General features: G+C 70.7%; 17 protein-coding genes. 12 read left to right on the forward strand and 5 right to left on the reverse strand.

The genetic code is table 11. From position 1 onward, the window contains the following. Positions 1-294: 294 nt before the first annotated feature. On the reverse strand, positions 295-732 hold the full coding sequence (locus tag AMK24_RS09925; protein WP_073767201.1) for an NUDIX hydrolase: 438 nt from the start codon (positions 730-732) through the stop codon (positions 295-297). 151 nt (positions 733-883) lie between these two features. Then, complete coding sequence (locus AMK24_RS09930; protein WP_274535068.1) at positions 884-1,402, reverse strand: GNAT family N-acetyltransferase; 519 nt, start codon at positions 1,400-1,402, stop codon at positions 884-886. Between the two features lie 773 nt (positions 1,403-2,175). Here AMK24_RS09930 and AMK24_RS09935 point away from each other — a divergent pair. Together AMK24_RS09935 and AMK24_RS33655 are read left to right on the forward strand one after the other, a co-directional pair. Then, positions 2,176-2,745 (forward strand): GNAT family N-acetyltransferase, encoded by a 570-nt coding sequence (locus AMK24_RS09935; protein ID WP_047181899.1) that lies wholly within the window; start codon positions 2,176-2,178, stop codon positions 2,743-2,745. A 21-nt stretch (positions 2,746-2,766) separates the two neighbouring features. Further along, positions 2,767-3,033, forward strand: coding sequence for a hypothetical protein (locus AMK24_RS33655; RefSeq protein WP_143203697.1), 267 nt, complete (start codon positions 2,767-2,769; stop codon positions 3,031-3,033). Between the two features lie 694 nt (positions 3,034-3,727). Here AMK24_RS33655 and AMK24_RS09945 read toward each other — a convergent pair. After that, positions 3,728-4,201, reverse strand: a complete 474-nt coding sequence (locus AMK24_RS09945; RefSeq protein WP_073767207.1) for a MarR family winged helix-turn-helix transcriptional regulator — start codon at positions 4,199-4,201, stop codon at positions 3,728-3,730. A gap of 138 nt (positions 4,202-4,339) precedes the next feature. Between AMK24_RS09945 and AMK24_RS09950 the strand changes: the two genes are divergently transcribed. The 3 genes from AMK24_RS09950 (at position 4,340) to AMK24_RS09960 (ending at position 8,374) form a co-directional block, all read left to right on the forward strand. Then, complete coding sequence (locus AMK24_RS09950; RefSeq protein ID WP_073767209.1) at positions 4,340-5,545, forward strand: MFS transporter; 1,206 nt, start codon at positions 4,340-4,342, stop codon at positions 5,543-5,545. A 144-nt stretch (positions 5,546-5,689) separates the two neighbouring features. Beyond that, the gene (locus AMK24_RS09955) at positions 5,690-6,520 is read left to right on the forward strand and encodes an aldo/keto reductase (RefSeq protein ID WP_073767211.1); all 831 of its coding nucleotides are present in this window, start codon (positions 5,690-5,692) and stop codon (positions 6,518-6,520) included. A 333-nt stretch (positions 6,521-6,853) separates the two neighbouring features. Further along, complete coding sequence (locus AMK24_RS09960; RefSeq protein WP_443333906.1) at positions 6,854-8,374, forward strand: NHL domain-containing protein; 1,521 nt, start codon at positions 6,854-6,856, stop codon at positions 8,372-8,374. 53 nt (positions 8,375-8,427) lie between these two features. Here the strand turns inward: AMK24_RS09960 and AMK24_RS09965 are convergent, their stop codons facing one another. Further along, positions 8,428-8,928 carry a hypothetical protein gene (locus tag AMK24_RS09965; RefSeq protein WP_073767215.1) on the reverse strand — a complete coding sequence of 167 codons (501 nt, stop codon included), beginning with the start codon at positions 8,926-8,928 and terminating at the stop codon, positions 8,428-8,430. A gap of 37 nt (positions 8,929-8,965) precedes the next feature. After that, the gene (locus AMK24_RS09970; protein WP_073767217.1) at positions 8,966-10,060 is read right to left on the reverse strand and encodes a hypothetical protein; all 1,095 of its coding nucleotides are present in this window, start codon (positions 10,058-10,060) and stop codon (positions 8,966-8,968) included. A gap of 372 nt (positions 10,061-10,432) precedes the next feature. On the opposite strand from AMK24_RS09970, the gene AMK24_RS09975 reads away from it, so the two are divergent. The 7 genes from AMK24_RS09975 (at position 10,433) to AMK24_RS10010 (ending at position 17,322) form a co-directional block, all read left to right on the forward strand. Beyond that, positions 10,433-11,152 carry a hypothetical protein gene (locus AMK24_RS09975; RefSeq protein ID WP_073767219.1) on the forward strand — a complete coding sequence of 240 codons (720 nt, stop codon included), beginning with the start codon at positions 10,433-10,435 and terminating at the stop codon, positions 11,150-11,152. A gap of 64 nt (positions 11,153-11,216) precedes the next feature. Next, positions 11,217-13,049: an RICIN domain-containing protein gene (locus tag AMK24_RS09980; RefSeq protein ID WP_073767221.1), complete on the forward strand. Its 1,833-nt coding sequence runs from the start codon at positions 11,217-11,219 to the stop codon at positions 13,047-13,049. 385 nt (positions 13,050-13,434) lie between these two features. After that, positions 13,435-13,779, forward strand: a complete 345-nt coding sequence (locus AMK24_RS09985; RefSeq protein WP_073767223.1) for a hypothetical protein — start codon at positions 13,435-13,437, stop codon at positions 13,777-13,779. A gap of 971 nt (positions 13,780-14,750) precedes the next feature. Continuing rightward, positions 14,751-15,587, forward strand: a complete 837-nt coding sequence (locus AMK24_RS09995; protein WP_073767225.1) for an AraC family transcriptional regulator — start codon at positions 14,751-14,753, stop codon at positions 15,585-15,587. A 74-nt stretch (positions 15,588-15,661) separates the two neighbouring features. Beyond that, positions 15,662-16,129: a cupin domain-containing protein gene (locus AMK24_RS10000; RefSeq protein WP_073767227.1), complete on the forward strand. Its 468-nt coding sequence runs from the start codon at positions 15,662-15,664 to the stop codon at positions 16,127-16,129. Then, positions 16,126-16,845, forward strand: a complete 720-nt coding sequence (locus AMK24_RS10005) for an SGNH/GDSL hydrolase family protein (protein WP_073767229.1) — start codon at positions 16,126-16,128, stop codon at positions 16,843-16,845. Before AMK24_RS10000 ends, AMK24_RS10005 begins: the two co-directional genes overlap by 4 nt. A gap of 234 nt (positions 16,846-17,079) precedes the next feature. Continuing rightward, positions 17,080-17,322: a hypothetical protein gene (locus AMK24_RS10010; RefSeq protein WP_338012689.1), complete on the forward strand. Its 243-nt coding sequence runs from the start codon at positions 17,080-17,082 to the stop codon at positions 17,320-17,322. The last annotated feature ends 20 nt before the right edge of the window (positions 17,323-17,342 follow it).

Here is a 17,342-nt window from a genome sequence, read left to right on the forward strand (position 1 = left end):
GCCTTACCGACCCAGTGGCCGGATCCTCCGTGCTTCACCAGCCATCCGGTCGAGCGCCGCGGGAGGGGGCCGGCAGGCCGTTCTCGACGTGGTCCACGCGCGCCGGGAACGGGCCCGCCCCCACAGTTGACGGCGGGCCGGCCCCGGGCCGGTGGAAGGCTGCGGGCCTTGTCTGGATCCGTGAGAGATCCGAAGTTCCACGGTGACCGGCTCGTCGGTGACATCCAGCGGGCGTACCGGCTGCTGGGCCGGCTACCGTCCCGTGGCCTACGGTGTGAGCAGCCTGTGACCGTCCTACGCCGCCAGCAGGCCCTTCTTCCTCAGCAGCGGCAGAACGTGATCCCGTACCGCGGGAGCGATACAGAGGTCCTTCTCGTGACCCGACGCCCACCGCAGGTGTGCAAGCTCGGCGGCCGGAACGGGGGTGCCGCTGAGGCGCGCCTCGAAGACGGTCATCCGCAGAGGGACGCCTTCCAGAGCCGCGATGGACTCGATCTCGGCCAGCAACCGCGGCTCCACGGGCCGAACGCCGAGCTCCTCCTCGCATTCTCGTACCAGCGTCTCCAGGGGCTCCTCGTCCGCGTCGGGCTTCCCCCCGGGGAGGTAGAAGACGTCGGGAGCCGCCTTCTTGCTCACCATGAGGAGCCGCCCGCCCCGGACGACCGTCGCCGCCACGACGATCAGGGGTTCAGTCTGCGCGGGCGGTGCCGCGGCGGCGTTTCCTTGGGTCATGCACACAATTCTTCCAGACAAAAGGCCCGGACAACGCCTCCCTGCGACGAGTCCGACGCTGGCAACGGCACGGTTCTCCACCGGCAGCCGCCACCCTCGCACCAGCCCTGATGGGGGTGTGGCATGGTGACAACGCGCGTGATCAATACACCTAGGGCTTTGCGCCCCCGAGACCCGCCAACGCGCTGTCCGTCAACCGGTACACCGTCCACTCGTCCTGCGGCCGGGCGCCCAGCGACTCGTAGAACGCGATGGACGGGGCGTTCCAGTCGAGCACCGACCACTCCAGCCGCTCGTATCCGCGCTCCACACAGATCCGCGCCAACTCCGTCAGCAGCGCCTTGCCGTGGCCGCCGCCGCGCCGCTCGGGGCGGACGTACAGGTCCTCCAGGTAGATGCCGTGCACACCGCGCCAGGTGGAGAAGTTCAGGAACCATAGGGCGAACCCGATGACCTCGCCGTCGTCGTCGGCCGTCGCCACATGCGCGTACGCGGCGGGCCGGTCGCCGAACAGGGCCTGGGCCAACTGCGCCTCGGAGGCGACGACCTCGTCGAGTGCCTTCTCGTACGCGGCGAGTTCAAGCACCAGGGCGTGCAGGACGGGAATGTCCTCGGGTGTGGCGATTCGAATCATGGACGCAGCGTAGACAGCCCGCCGTCCCGGCCGCACGCGGGTATCCCGGCCGTCCCCGTTCCCCCGCCGCACGCCGTTGCCCCGCCACACGCCCCGGTGGCGTCCAGCCGCAGCTCGACGCCTTCGGCCCGGGCTCAGGCGAACACGTCCGGCAGCGTCCGAAGACGCAGGCCGGGAAGGTCGGGGACCGCGCACCCCGCTCGTCCAGGCCGTCCGGCTCGACGGCCTCGCGCCGCCGGGCGTTCAGGTTCGGTCTGCTCGGCAAGGTCGAGGGCTCGGTCGGTGCTCGCCCGGCCGGTGCGGCCGCCGGCACGGAGGAACGCCGTCGCAACGGCGGGGGGCCGCGTAGATCTCGTTGCTCCGGTGCGGAGAGCTGGACGGGAGACCGCGGGAGAGCCGCCGGCCGTGCCGCGTCCCCAGGTACGAGAGGGTTGTCCTTTCTCATCGGCGTCCGCGAGGGGGGCGGTCCCCCACCGGCTCCGGAACCATGCGCAAACGCTGTTCCTGAAGAACATCGAAGCTACGGGAAGGGACCGGAGTTCGACCGTAGCGATCAGGGGGAGTGGAGAGACGGCCCGGAACGGCCCCCTCGTTCCCCGCCGATGGAACCGACCGGCCGCGGCTCCTCCGGCGTGACGAAGCCCGCCGAAGGATTCGGCCCCGCATACGACTTGGGGAGCGGTAGAGGCGGGCCCCCGGCCATGACGTGAAGGCGGCCGTCCCATGCTGCTCCTCCAGCGCCCCACCCGGTGACAGACGTGGTCCGAAAACGCCTGGACCGTCAGACCCGCCTCGGCCATGCTCCTCACGTGACCACCTACCTCGAGTCCGAGCGTCTGACTCTGCGCCCCTTCGCCGCCGCCGACGCGGACCTGCTGATCGAGCTGGACAGCGACCCGGCGGTGATGCGCTACCTGACCGGCGGCGCTCCGACTCCGCCTGAGGAGGTCCGCGACCTAGCCATCCCCAGCATCCTCGCCGGCTACGAGCGCTGGGATCACGACCTCGGCCTGTTCGCCGCCAACGAGAAGGACGGCGGCGCGTTCGTCGGCTGGTTCTGCCTGCGTCCGCTCCGCAGCGGCCCGCGTGAGGAGGCCGAACTCGGCTACCGCCTGCGCCGGGCGGCCTGGGGCCGGGGCTACGCCACGGAGGTCTCGCAGGCGCTGCTGGCGAAGGGGTTCGCCGAGCTTGGGATCCGCATGGTCTGGGCCGAGACGATGACCGTGAACCGCCCTTCGCGCAACGTCATGGAGAAGCTCGGGATGACGCTCGCGGAGAGCATCCCCACACCGGAGGACATGATGGCGGTTGAGGGTTCCGAGCACGGGGGTGTGCGGTACGAGATCACGAAGGATCAGTGGGAGCGGCGGCAGGCGTAGGCGGCGCGAGGCGCGACACCCGTGGATGTGATGTCCTCAGCCCGCGCGGCCTTGTCTCATCGTGCCCTATCGGGCATATCCCGACAGCATCTTGCCGAACTCGTCGCTGAGCTCGCCCCGGCATGGGAGGCGCAGCAGGAGTCTGCGCTGCAGGAGCGGCGCGGCGGCGATCGCCGCCGCGAGGCCGGTGCTGGCCCGAAGCATCGTCTGGTGTTCGTCGATCGAGTGCTGGTCACGCCGGCGCACTTGCGACACGATCTTCCGCACTCGGCCCTGGCTGTGCTGTGAGGAGTGGACCGCTCCGCCGAGCCTGCCCAGATTCTTATCGCTCCCCAAGCCGATAGAGCCCACCAGCCCGTGCTCCTCCCCCGTTCGACGTCGCGCCTGCGGGTTCCTGCCGTCTTCGGATCGCCGCGGGTCGGGTCAGGTGGCGCAGCTCCGCTCAGCCGAACCGGCGGAAGCAAACGGCTCGTGGCCGAAGCGCCACCAGCAGTGGCTCGGCCCGATCCGCCACGTCACATCACCCGGCCGCGCCCGTGGTCACGGGGCCCGAAGCGCGGTCGATACCGCTGACGACCCGCCCCCACGCTCACCACGCGTCGTGGTGGCGCCACGGGTCAGGGCGCACCACAGGTTCGTGATCGTGTGGTCCACGTCAGCTCTTGTGGGCCGCGCGGTGATCGCTGCTGGTGGGCCTGGTCCGGTACCCGGCCGGCCCCAGGATGTGGGGCCGGCCGCGGGGTGCTGGGGATGCCCGCGCACCTGTCACCTGGTCGGAGTCCGCGCCGTAGGGGTTGGCCGGGGCGGACTCCTGCCGGGGGTCCCCCGGACACCATGACGATGACAGGGCGACGATCCCCGAGCGAAGGCCGGGCACCATCACGCACGTGTTGAGCGTGATTCACTCGGTCCCTGACGAGCAACCGACCCCCTCGACGCCGGGGCCGACGCCGGCGCGGCGAGGGGGCGGGCGGGGATGCGCTCAGGCCGCGTGGACCGTCAGCGGCACGTCTGCGCCCTCGACGGCCCGCACCAGCGGCGTGAGCCGCTCGTCACCGGCCGCCTCGGCGAGGGCCTCGCGCAGAGCCGCCTCATTGGTCGGGCGGGCCTCTTCGAGGAGCGCGAGGCCGGCGTCGGAGACGTTGGTGTAGATGCCGCGCCGGTCGGTGGGGCACAGGTAGCGCATGAGCAGGCCGCGGTCCTCCAGGCGGGTCACCAGGCGGGTGGTGGCGCTCTGGCTGAGGACGACGGCGTCGGCGACCTGCTTCATCTGGAGGTGGCCGCCCTCGCCGTCGTGCTGCCGGCTGAGCACGTCCAGCAGGGAGTACTCCCGCACGCTCAGGCCGTGCCGGGACTGCAGGGCGCGCTCGATATGGGCCTCGAGCCGCCCGTGGAGCAGGGAGAGGGCGGTCCAGCCCTGGGCCAGGGCGGTCAGTGCGGGGTCGGTTGCGGTCATGGCGACCTCCTTCCGACCCAATGGTTGCATGCGCGGACTACAAACATCCAGAGCTTCATGCGTTTGCATTTAGCCCGCGCGTGCAATTATTGTCTTTCGAGGTAAACGCTCCACGCAATCAATTGGAAGGTCGTCTCCATGCCTCTCGCGCTCTTGGCCCTGGCCATCGGGGCCTTCGGGATCGGCACCACCGAATTCGTGATCATGGGCGTGCTGCCCCAGGTCGCGGGAGACTTCGGCGTCACCATCCCCACCGCAGGCTGGCTCGTCTCCGGTTACGCCCTCGGCGTCGTCATCGGCGCCCCCCTGCTGACCATCCTCGGCACCAAGGTCTCCCGCAAGAAGATGCTCATGGCACTCATGGCGCTCTTCGTCGTCGGGAACACACTCTCCGCACTCGCCCCGACCTTCGGCCTCATGCTGGCCGGCCGGCTCGTCGCCTCCCTCGCACACGGCGCGTTCTTCGGCATCGGCTCCGTCGTCGCCGCCGACCTCGTCGCCCCGCAGAAGAAGGCCTCCGCCATCTCCCTCATGTTCATGGGCCTGACCGTGGCCAACATCGTCGGCGTCCCCGGCGGCACCTACATCGGACAGGCCGCAGGCTGGCGCGTCACGTTCCTCGTCGTCGCCGCGCTCGGCATCATCGGTTTCCTCGGCGTCGCCAAGCTCATCCCCGAAGCCGGCCGCCCCGCGTCGGTGAGCGTGCGCCGCGAGTTCGCCGCCTTCAAGCACGTGCAGGTCTGGCTCGCCATGGCGATGACCGTCCTCGGCTACGGCGGTGTCTTCGCCGCGATCACCTACATCACCCCGATGATGACCGAGGTCGCCGGCTACACCGAGGGCGCCGTGACCTGGCTCCTCGTCCTCTTCGGGATCGGCATGTTCCTCGGCAACCTGCTCGGCGGAAAGTTCGCCGACCGCGCCCTGATGCCGATGCTCTTCACCGCCCTGTCCGCCCTCACCGCCGCCCTGCTCCTGTTCACCGCGACCGCCCACGACAAGATCCTGGCCGCGATCACCCTCTCCCTGATCGGCGCCCTCGGCTTCGCGACCGTGCCGCCGCTGCAGAAGCGGGTCCTCGACCAGGCCTCGGCCGCCCCCACCCTGGCCTCCGCCGCCAACATCGGCGCCTTCAACCTCGGCAACGCCCTCGCCGCCTGGCTCGGCGGTGTCGTCATCACCGCCGGCCTCGGCTTCACCGCCCCCAACTGGGTCGGCGCGATCCTCTCCGGCACGGCACTGCTCCTCGCCCTCCTCGCGGCCCACCTCGACCGCCGCACCCGCCGGACCGGCCACGTCGTCACCGGAGTCACGACGACCGAGCCCGCCCCGGCGACCGTCTGATCCACCCCACCCGCAGCGACCTCTCCGGAAAAGAGACAGGAGGACCCCCATGAGCACCCCGTCCGCCCCGGCGCCCCGCTGACCGCGCAGGACGCCGTCTTCCTCACCCCCCGCACCACCTGAACCACGAAAGGCCCCCACACCATGGCACCCCTGAGCATCCCGACCGTCACCCTCAACAACGGCGTCGACATCCCCCAGCTCGGCTTCGGCGTCTTCCAGGTCCCCGACGCCGAGACCACCGCCGCCGTCGCCTCCGCGCTCGAGGCCGGCTACCGCTCCATCGACACCGCCGCGATCTACGGCAACGAGACCGGCGTCGGCAAGGCCCTCGCCGAGTCCGGGATAGCCCGCGAAGACCTGTTCGTCACCACCAAACTGTGGAACGCCGACCAGGGCTACGACGCCACGCTCCGCGCCTTCGACACCAGCCTCGCCAAGCTCGGCCTCGACCACGTCGACATGTACCTGATCCACTGGCCCACCCCGGCCCGTGACCTGTACAAGGAGAGCTGGAGGGCCATCGAGAAGCTCGTCGCCGACGGCCGCGTCCGCACCGCGGGCGTCTCCAACTTCCAGCCCGACCACCTCAAACGGCTGATCGACGGCGCCGGCCTGATCCCGGCCGTCAACCAGATCGAGCTGCACCCGGGCCTCCAGCAGAGCGAACTGCGCACCGTGCACGCCGACCTGGGCATCGCCACCGAGGCGTGGAGCCCGCTCGCCCAGGGCGCCGTCCTCAAGGACGAGGCCATCACGGCGATCGCCGCCCGCCACGGCAAGTCCCCGGCCCAGGTCGTCCTGCGCTGGCACCTCCAGCTCGGCAACATCGTCATCCCCAAGTCGGTGACGCCCGAGCGCATCCGCCAGAACCTCGACGTCTTCGACTTCACCCTCACCGACGACGAGACGACCGCGATCGCCTCCCTTGACCGCGACCTGCGCACCGGCCCGCACCCGGACCAGCTCAACTGAACCCGCCGGGGCACCTCGGCTCGCGCGGACGGGATGGCGGATCCCGTCCGCGCGAGCGCGTTCACGCACTCCCCCGCACCCCCGCCGTCTTCCGGGCACGGCGGCGGCGCTTCCGTCGCGGCAACCGCCGCTCGCCGCGAAGGCCGCCGCGACCGTCGACGTGCCGTCCGGCAAACGCTTCGTCCCGAGTCGCACCGGCTCCTCAGCACTTCCGTCAACGCAACGCGTAAAAGCACCCGTTGGTGACTTCGCCAGCCGGTCGCCCGCATGTCTTGCTGGAATCGATCGACAACCGACTGTAGTGGGCGGCCGGTGAACGGTGAAGGGATGACGATGAGCTCTGCTCGGACGGAAGCCGGTGGCGAGAGTTTCGTCCCGAAGATCAGCACGGTCGCGGGGACCGGGGTCGCGGGGTTCAAGGGGGACGACGAGCCGGCCGTCACGGCTCAGCTGAATCGTCCGTACGGCATCGCGCTGGACGGTACCGGAAACCTCTACTTCTCCGACTACAACAACCATCGGGTCCGGAAGGTCAGCACCGACGGGAAGATCAGCACCGTAGCCGGGGCCGGCGCCGGTTACCGGGGCGACAACGGTCCTGCCGTATCGGCCCAGTTGAACTGCCCGCGCGAGGTGGCGGTGGACGCCGCGGGCAGCGTCTACATCACCGACGCCGCCAACCACCGGGTCCGGGTGATCACCCCTGACGGGAAGATCAGCACAATCGCCGGGACGGGCGCCGCGGGGTTCAGCGGCGACGGAGGGCCGGCCGACAAGGCCCAGTTGAACTACCCGTTGGGGGTGGCGGTGGACAGCACCGGCACGCTCTACATCTCCGACCACGCCAACAACCGGGTCCGCAGGATCGGCGCCGACGGGAAGATCAGTACGGTCGCGGGAACCGGTGCGGCGGGATTCAAGGGAGACGACGGCCCAGCGGCTTCCGCGCAGCTGAACCGCCCGTACGCCGTGGCGGTGGACAGTGCGGGCATCCTCTACATCACCGACGGGAACAACCACCGTGTCCGGAAGGTCGCGGCCGACGGGACCATCAGCACGGTCGCCGGCAAGGGCGCCGCGGGGTTCAGCGGTGACGGCGGTCCGGCGACCTCCGCACAGCTCAACCTGCCCCTGGGCGTCGTGGTGGACAGCACCGGGGTTCTCTACATCTCCGACTACCACAACCACCGCGTCCGGAAGGTGACGCCGGATGGCGAGATCACCACGTTCGCCGGCAAGGGCGCCGCAGGCTTCGGCGGCGACGGCGAACCGGCTGCGGCCGCCCAGCTGAACAATCCGTTCGGGCTCGCCGTGGACTGCGTCGACACCCTCTACATCGCCGACCACCTCAACAACCGGGTCCGGAAGGTCGCGTCGGAGAAGCTGGCCGGGCTGCCGGAGTCGGGCACGGTGGTCTCCTGGGCCAACGTGCGCAGCAGGCTGCGGATGGGGGTCCTGCGCGAGTCGACCAAGGACGGGGCCGAGATCCACCAGGCCCTCGCCTCCCCCAGGGCTCACCAGCGGTGGCGGCTGATCGTCTCGGGCCAGGACGACGGCGAGGTCCTGTACCGGATCGAGAATCTGCGCAGCGGCAAGGTCCTGGAGGTCGTCGGGGGAGGCACCGCCGACGGGGCGGTGGTGGCGCAGCGCGCCTACGAGGGCAGCGGCGCCGACCACCAGCTGTGGAGGTTGATTCCGGTGGGTTCGGGGGCCGACGCCCCGCGGGCGTACGAGATCGCGAACCGCAACAGTGGTCTGCTGCTGCGCGTCGACACCAACGCCCCCACGGTGGTCAAGCAGTACGGGGCGCAGGGCGACCACCGCGACCGGCAGTGGCAGCTGCTGCCCGTGTGAACGCCCGAGGGGGCAGGGACGTCGTCGCCCCTGCCCCCTCGCACCCTGTGAACCTACGGGGAGTCGGACGGCTTCTCGGCGGTCGCCTTGGGCGCCTTGGGGGGCTGGTCGGCCTTCGGGGACGCCGGGGCGTCGGGGGCCTTGAAGTCGTCCCTCTTCGGCACCCGCAGGTCCTCGTCCTTCCGCAGGTCGCCGCGCTTCGTCACCGTCTCGCTGGACTTGTCCATGCCGGCGGCTGCGGCCGTGGACACCGATCCCGGGTCCTGGGCGTAGGCGGCCTGGGCGCCGGCCGATGCCTGGGTGGTCTGGATGAAGGAGGCGAGGAAGCCGAGGATGGCCCGCGCTTCGGGCGCCTCTTCCCGCACGGTCTTCGCCCGGTGGGAAGCGCCGTGGATCCCGCTGGTGAACAGGCTCGTGGTCGTGTCGTCGTACGTGTCGTCGTCGGCGTCCTCGAAGTCGACGTCCGCCCCCGGTTGCGGCTTGTCGCGGTCGGTGGTCACCGAGAAGAGCCCCGCGCCCGTTCCCGCGGAGTCGAAGACGTTTTTGAACACCATGGTTGTCACCTCTGGTCGTGGTGGCCGCGGCCGCCGGTCACGGTCCCTTGTACAGGTCTCGGTCGCTGTCGGTGAGGCTCTCGCCGTCGAACATCGTGTGGTGGACTTCCAGGGCGGAGACGACCTCGGCCAGACCCGTCATGCGGAAGCCGCCGCCGGCCAGGTCGAGGTCGGCGATGTCGCGGGCCACCACTTCGTCGAGACCGGGGTAGTCGGCCGACTGAGGAGGGGACAGGACGGCCACCGGGACCGCGTACTTCACCGCGAGCAGCCCGGAGAACGTCACCGGGATCTCGTAGGTGTACTGCTTGAGGGCACGGCGCTGGGTGACGATGGTCTCCACGCGGGAGCCCGGCGGGACCTTGCCGGAGATCTGCGACTTCGAGGCCCAGCCGGTGGTCAGCGAACCGCCTACGGAGGCCGCGATGCCCAGGGCCAGCGCGGCGTTCAGCGCGGCGGTGCCGGAAGCGCTGCCCGTGGTCGTGAAATCCACCGAACCGGCCAGCGAGGTCGACGCGGAGTTCGTCATGCCGTTGGTCACCGCCGTGTCGACGGTGTTGGCGTTGTCGACCCCCACGCTGTCCTTGCTGTTCTTGTTGGTCACGGTGTTGGCGTTCTTGTTCGCCATCTCGTTCTTGAGCTGTGTGCCCAACTGTCCCTGGAGATTCAGGCCGAGCTTGTTCTGCAGCTGCAGCTGCAGCTGGGCGCTGACGCTGCCGCCGAAGGTGAGCTTGGAGTCTCCGGAGAGTGACCAGGTGGCCCCGTTCGACACGGTGAAGTCGACGGAGTCGGTGAAGGTCATCTCGGACTGGCTGCGGTTGACGTAGGCGCGCGAGGAGAACGAGTCGGGCGGGGGCTGGGTGATGTTGCGCCGTTCCTCGATCAAGGGCTCGCCGAGGTTCATGTAGGCGAGCCAGCCCAGCCCGTACGCGGTGCCGGGGAAGGAGCCGAAGCTCGACTTGTTCACGGAGAAGCCGACGGGCTTGTGCCGCACCCCGTAGTCGTCGACGTAGACCAGGTTCGGGTGCTCCAGGATGGACTGCCAGGTCTGCGCGATGTTGAGTTCCCGCAGGTTCTTCTTCGTCAGCGGCTGGCGCTTGGCCCGTGCCAGGTTGTACGCGTGGGAAGGCAATTTCTGTCCTCGACTGATCTGGCCGAAACCGCACTCGGTGAATTGGCAAAAAATAAATCTGCACACGCTCCGGAAATGGAAGCTAGCAGGAACCCCATCACCCGAGAAGGCCGCTCCGACCATCGCACTCAAACGGGTGATCATCAATTCCCGGCGATTCCGATCACCCGATCGATGACCTTCCGGCACCCCACCGCAGCGCCCTGACCTCGAAAGTAGCCGCTTTGGGGGTATTTACTCCGATCATACATTCGCTTATGAAGCTCAATCGATCGCGATCGGCAGGACTTTGGGTAATGGCGCGTGATAAACCACTTCACTGAGCGCCTGAGGCGTTGTTCTCCCCATCAAGAACAGGTGAGGTTTCCCGCGATGTATACCCAAGAGCGCACGGCAATGGCGAATTTGGTGGTCGGCGGCCCGGTGGCGGTGAACAGCTACGACAACGCCATCGTGGCCGCGCTGGTCGAGAACCGGCCGGTCATGCTCGTCCATGCCTTCAACGGCGGATACCTGCGACCTGCGGAACTGGCGGCGAGCAGCCACGACAAGGGGGTCAAGCTGGCCACCGCGCTCGACCCGGCCACCAAGGACGCGCAGGGCCACCTCTGGCACATCACCCCCGGCGGTTTCTTCGGCCAGCGCCCGCTGTACTTCATCGAGAGCGCCGCGGGCCAGGTGACGCCGCCGTCCGCCGGCGCGGCCGACGCCGATGCCGGTCGCGGGGACGACGGAGCCCCGAAGCCGCAGCGCCGTCGCGTCACCGTCCACCAGGACGCCCCGCAGAGCACGGCCGACACCCTGCAGGTGGGTCTGCCCGGCAAGGTGGGCGACAAGTGGCGGGGGAAGAACGGTGCGGTGGAGGACACCCAGCTGTGGGTCGTCACGGTGACGCCGTGGGGCGGGATCACCTTCGTGCCGATCACCCACCCCGACGCCATCCTCGGGTTCAAGGACCACACGGTGGCCAAGGACAGCGAAGCACGCCTCACCTACAACTGGGGCGGGGACTTCACCGGGACGGTCATCAACACCTTCTACCCGCGGCTGCCCAACGAGTGGGACGTCCCCTACCACCACGTCTTCACGTGAGCCGCGGCCAGCACGCCGTACCCGTCCCCAGCCGTCGCCCCACCCGCCTGGAAGAGGCACCACCATGGCCGTGCCCACGCAAGAACTGAAGCTGGAGATCGTCAACGCCGCCACCGGTCAGTCCCTCGGCTCCAGGGCCGCGCCGGGCGCGGACGGGGCGCTCGTCGTCCGCGACTACGCCGATGACGGCCCGAGCCCGGAGCAGTGGCGGTTCACCCCCGTACCAGGAGCGCAGGAGGAACCGGCGTACGTCATCCGCAACGCGGTCAGCGGCAAGGTGCTGGACGATCCCTCCGCCGCGGACCGCGGCGTCCGCCAGTGGGATGCCGCAGCCGACAAGAAGGCCCAGCAGTGGCGCCTCGTCCCCGTCGAGGACGAAACGGGCCTCTACGTCATCGAGGGCGCGGCCGACGGCGCCGTGCTCGACCTCGCCGACCCCGGAAAGGACGACACCCGGATCGTCCTCGCCGAGTACGACGACGGCGCCGGGAGCCAGCGGTGGCGTCTCGTCCCGGGCGCGCCGGAGCGCACCGGCGACCTCGTCCTGGGCTGGGCGCCGCTGAACCACTGGAACAGCCGTCAGTCCTGGCGGCTGACCCACGACAAGAGCGCTCTGCGGCCGGCAGCCGACGCGACGCCCTCCTTCAGCGACGTACTGCTGGTCCTGGAGAAGTTCGGCGGCGACCAGGATGCCGGGGGGTGGAAGGCCGACAGGCCCCACCGCCGGCCGGCCGACCGGGCAGGCCGGTGGGCGGGGCTCGGCGAACGGTTCCTCGCCGACACCACCGGAACAGGGGTCGAGGACATCGTGGGGCTGAAACCCGCGAAGGGGGCGGTGACCTCCCCCAGCCGAGGGGACGGGACCTTCGACGACGAACGGGTCCTGCACCCGCCCGCGTCCTCCGCGAGTCCCAAGGATCTGTGGACACTCGCGGACCTCACGAGCGAGAGCCGTCCCGGCGTCGTCGTGCTCGCCGCCGACGGCGTCCGGGTGTCCCCTCAGGACGAGGGCGGCACGTTCGCGCCCGCGGGCGGGGAACCGGTCCTGAAGGCGTTCGGCCACGGCCCGCAGGCCGGCGGCTGGCTCACCGACAAGCACCCGCGTTTCCTCGCCGACACCACCGGCGACGGCAGGCTCGACATCCTCGGCTTCCACGACGACGGGCTCCGGGTGTCCCTCCAGGACCAGGAAGGAAAGTTCGCACCGCTCGCCGACGAACCCGCCCTCCGGGCGTTCGGCCACAGCGAGGAGGCCGGCGGCTGGCTGGTCGACAAACACCCCAGGTTCCTCGCCGACACCACCGGTGACGGCAGGCTCGACATCGTCGGCTGCCACGACGACGGCCTCTGGGTGTCCCTCCAGGACGGGGAGGGGGCATTCGCCGAACCTCTCTACGTCCTCGCCGACTTCGGGGTCGGCCAGGGATGGAGCTCCACCGACGACCACCCCCGGTTCCTGGTCAGAACGACCGGCGACGGAGTGCCGGACATGGTCGGTTTCGGACCTCAGGGCGTCGTCGTCGCCCGTGGGCGCGGCGATGGCACGTTCGAGCCCTCCCGGCTCGTCCTGAACGATTACGGGGAAGCCCAGGGGTGGACGGGCGGAAAGCACCTCCGCCTCCTCGCCGACGTCACCGGCGACGAGAACCCCGACATCATCGGCTTCGGCGACGAAGGCGTCTGGGTGTCCCGCAACAAGGGCGACGGCACCTTCGAGCAGGCCCAGCTGGTATGCCGCGGCTTCGGGTACAACGAGGACGCGGGCGGCTGGCGAGTCGACCGCCACCCGCGCTTCCTGGCCGACATCACCGGCGACGGGCGCGTCGACATCGTCGGCTTCGGGGGCCCGGGCGTACACGTCGCCCGCAACCTCTTCCGCCGCTTCAGGACCCGGTAGCCCCGCAAGCACCCACGGCCCTCACGGCGCAGGTGCGCGACCGCGGGGCCGACAGCGGGCGTTCCCATGACGGGCGCCGAAAGCGTCCGCCCCTGCGGAACCAGTCCTTCCCCACCTGATCCCGGTCACCGGTGAGGCCGCCCGGCACCGCTCTCCGGGCAGTACTGCCGCCTGAGCGCGCCACCTGGCGAGCGAGGCCGCCTGGCGCGCTCAGGAACACCGTCGCGCGGCCGTGGAGGTCGTCTCCACGTGAGACCGCACCCGGGGCCATTCGAGGGAGCAGGCACGTTTCGCCCCTGTCCGTAAGGGTGAAGAGAGGGTGCGGTTCGAACTCGTCGGGCAGGGACAGCCACGGCAACGTTCCCCCGAGGAGAAAGATCTCTCGATGCGTCTTCGTTCCGCCCTGGCCGCCGCCCTCGGCGCCGGCGTCCTCATCATGACCACCCCCGCCTCGGCATCGGCCGCGTCCGGGCAGTTCCGCTACGACTACGTGACCGTTGAAGGACACGAGGCTTCGGGCTTCCTCAACAACCCTCCCAGCGGACAGTGCCTCGACCTCCCGGGTGTCGGCGAGGACAACCCTCGGCCCGGCCACTCGCCGAAGAACCGCACGGACGCCTGGGCGACGGTCTTCACCGACGCCGGCTGTGAAGGCGACTCCTTCCCCCTGCGACCCCGCACAGGCGGCGCCTTGGAGCGGCTCGAGGTGCGCTCCGTCGTGTTCACCTGACCCGACAGCACACCCCAGCTGACCCGCAAGGCCGGAAAGACGGGCCCGGACCGGTGCGGGGTCCGGTGGGACACAGGTCGGGCAGTCGCCGCTGAGCAGGAGAAGCCGGGCTGCGCGGCAGGGGCGGAGAGACGGGGCAGGGGCGGAGAGAGAGGGAACCAGGCCGGCGGGGCGCCGAAGCCCCGCACGAGGTTCTTGATCGCCACGGGGTCACACCCTGGAACCCGTCCCGGTCCGGCCCGGCGCCTGGTGCTGCTTCCACCCGGGGCGAGGTTCACCGCGGAAACGCCCTACCGCGCTCAACCGCACAGCGGGGGCGGGGCAGGGCCCGGTGCCGGTGCCGGTGCCGGTGCCGGTGCCGGTGCCGGTGCCGGTGGCAGGGTCGCCGCCGGCACCAGGGGGCCGGGCCGTACTCCAAAAAACCCGGACCTGTCCCGCACACCCCCACGGCACGGTTTGGCCCTGTCCCCGCGTACGGACACACCCACGGAGCCCCGTTCACCGGGGAAGGGCCGGGGAACTCCGGCGGGCAGGTCGGGACGGCGACGTTCCCGGGGGGGCAGTCCCGGCCCGGGAGCCTCCGGGGCGGAACCGCTGCCGGGGCCCGCCCCGGGCCCGGGGTCAGGGCTTCGCGGTGGAGCATCCTGTCCGGGCGGCACACCGCGCAGGCCTGCGCGCCGTCGGCCGGCTCGGCACGGGCGCGCTCCACAACGAGGCCGGAATCCCGGCCGCCGCTGCCCGCGGTGCTACCGTCCGACAGCGACTCCTCGAACCACCCGGCCCCGTCGTCGCGGACGCTCTCGGCTACCCCGACAGGACCACCGGCCGCCTCGTCCGCGAGACCGGCGGGACATGGACCCGATACGCCTCGGACGATCACGCAAGGTCGCCGACAGGCCGGTTTCCTCGGGGACCGGCCCCGGTCGAACAGGCGGGCACACCGGTGGACCGCCGGTTCGTACACTGCGAGAGTGGAAGACCACACGGCCACCAGGGTTTGTGCACGTCCGGCGCCCGCCTTACGGCGGTACGTCGGCTCGTATGCCGGTTTCGATCTTCGTGGGTTCCCGACGGGGGTGCACTGCGGTCCGCCGGGCCGGGTGCTCACCGCGGTGATCAGTCTGTCCGGCCCTTTGGATGTGGCGGCAGGCGTCGACGACGGATCACCGGTCACCCGATTCAGCAGCGTGGCCGGGGGTCTGATGCGCCGGTCCGTCGCGATCCACCACGACGGACGCCAGGAAGGCGTGCAGGTGTCGCTGACACCACTCGGGGCCCGGGCCGTCTACGGCATGCCCGCCGCGGATCTCGCCCACCGCCTGGTCCCACTCGACGAGCTTCTCGGAGCGCTCGGCGTCGAGCTGGTCGACCGGCTCCGCGTGGCGAGGACATGGACCGCCCGGTTCGCCGTGCTGGACGAGTTGCTCCTGCGAGCCGTCGGCCGCGGCGCCGGCGGCGATCCCGTGTCCTGGGTGCGCCCCGAGGTGGCCGAGGCCTGGCGCCGTCTCTTGGCCGCGCGGGGCCGTGTCCAGATCGGGAGGGTCGCTGAGGACCTGGGCTGGAGCCGTCGGTACCTCACCGAGCGGTTTCGCGGTGAGGTGGGCCTGTCGCCGAAGACCTTCGCCCGGGTTCTGCGCTTCGAGCACGCGCATGAACTGGCCGCCCGGCGCGACCCGCTTCCGTGGGCCGATGTGGCGTCCGTCTCCGGCTACGCCGACCAGGCCCATCTCGTCCGGGACTGGGGCGAGTTCACGGGCCGATCGCCGACAGCATGGCGTCGCGGCGAAGTCCTGCTCGGTCCTGGTTAAGGGCTGTCCATCGCGTCGGCTTCCGTTCCCTTTCCTTCAAGACCCCCTGTCGCCGCCCTGTCACGATCGTCGGCATGAGACTCGTCCATCACGAACCCGACGCCATCGACCTGCGGACCACCCCCGTGCACCTCGGGCTGGGGTCGAGAGCGAACCCCGTCGAGGGCTTCGCCTGGGATCCGGAGGTGCTCCATGCCTACACCGCCGCGGTCGCGGCGGACGGCGCCGAGGGCCGGTTGGTGACGATCATCGACGGCGAAGGCCCCGGCGACCACGGGGAGCGCCACCCCGCCGGTGACGAACTGGTCGTCTGCCTCAGCGGGTCGGTGACGGTCACCCGCGATGTGGACGGAGTGCCCCAACGGGTTGTGCTCGGGCCGGGCCAGGCCACCGTCAACCCGGCCGGGACGTGGCACGCGGTCGACATGGCGGGACCGGCGTCCATCCTGACCATCACCGCCGGCCTCGGCACCGAGCACCGTCCCCGGACCGAAGCCCTTCCCACCGAGCACGCCGGCGCGTCCGGCCCCCGAACGCCGTGACGACCCGTGTCGCGTGCCTCGGCGACAGCCTCACCCGCGCGCAACTGAGCGTCGACTACCTGGACCTCCTCGAAGGGCGCCGCCCTCCCTGCGAGGTACGGCTCACCCGCTTCGGCGTCAACGGCGACTTCGCCCACAACCTCTCCCAGCGCCTCGATGCCGTCGTCGCGGATCCACCCGACGTGATCACCGTGCTGATCGGGACCAACGACGCCCGGGCAAGCCTCGCCGGCTACCCCGTCGAGCGGGCCGTGAAGCGCAAACAACTCCCCGAGCGCCCGTCGGCCGGCTGGTTCCAGCAGTGCCTGGGAGCCGTCGTCGAACGGCTGCGAACGCAGACCGACGCGACGATAGCGCTGCTGTCCCTCCCGGTCCTCGGCCAACAACTCGACGGAGCCGCGGCGCGGGCATCACAGGCGTACAGCCGCATGATCGCCGAGGTCGCCGCCACCCACAAGGCCGCCTACCTCCCGCTCCACGAACGCCAGACCGAGGAGCTACGCCAGGCGGACCCGACGCCGATCCCCTACCGGGATCCGACGCCCGCGGCGAGCGTCAACGTCCTCGTCCGGCGCGCCTTGCTGCGCCACAGCCTCGACACGATCTCGCAGCGCCGGGGGCTCGTGCTCACCACCGATCACATCCATCAGAACAGCCGCGGCGCCGCCCTTGTCGCCGAGGTCATCGACACCTGGCTCCCCACCCGGAGCGGGTAGCCGGTTCAGGCGGCGGCTCCTTTCCCACGTGTTCGGTTCCCCCCCCCCCCCCCCCCGCCGAGGCGGGCAACGACGACCACACCATCTCGAACGCTCCCGGCCACCACGACAAGACCGCCACTCGCCGGCTCGACGAGACCGGCGGGGCCTGGGGTGTGTCGCGAAAGTCCCTCCTGCCCGCCGGGCTGCGCGGGCCGCTCGCCTCCGCGCGGTTCGCCGTCGTCCGGCTTACCCTTGACCACATCCTGGAGAACGCCACCGGTCTCGGCGCGCCGCCTCCCCCCCTGGCCCCGCAAGGAACTCGCCGTCGACATCGTCCCCAAGGCCGTGTACGCCTTCGTCACCGGGGCCGTAGCCGACGCGCTCGCCGCCCGCGGCGGGCCCGGGTCCGGGCAGCGTCACGCCGCCGTCTGCCCCGGCCGCCGCTCCGGGGCGGGCCCCGCCCCGCGCACGGACGTCCACGGCCGTCGCGGTTGACCGGCCGGAGAAGGAGGTAG

This window comes from Streptomyces sp. CB02366 (genome assembly GCF_001905905.1).
Classification (GTDB): domain Bacteria; phylum Actinomycetota; class Actinomycetes; order Streptomycetales; family Streptomycetaceae; genus Streptomyces.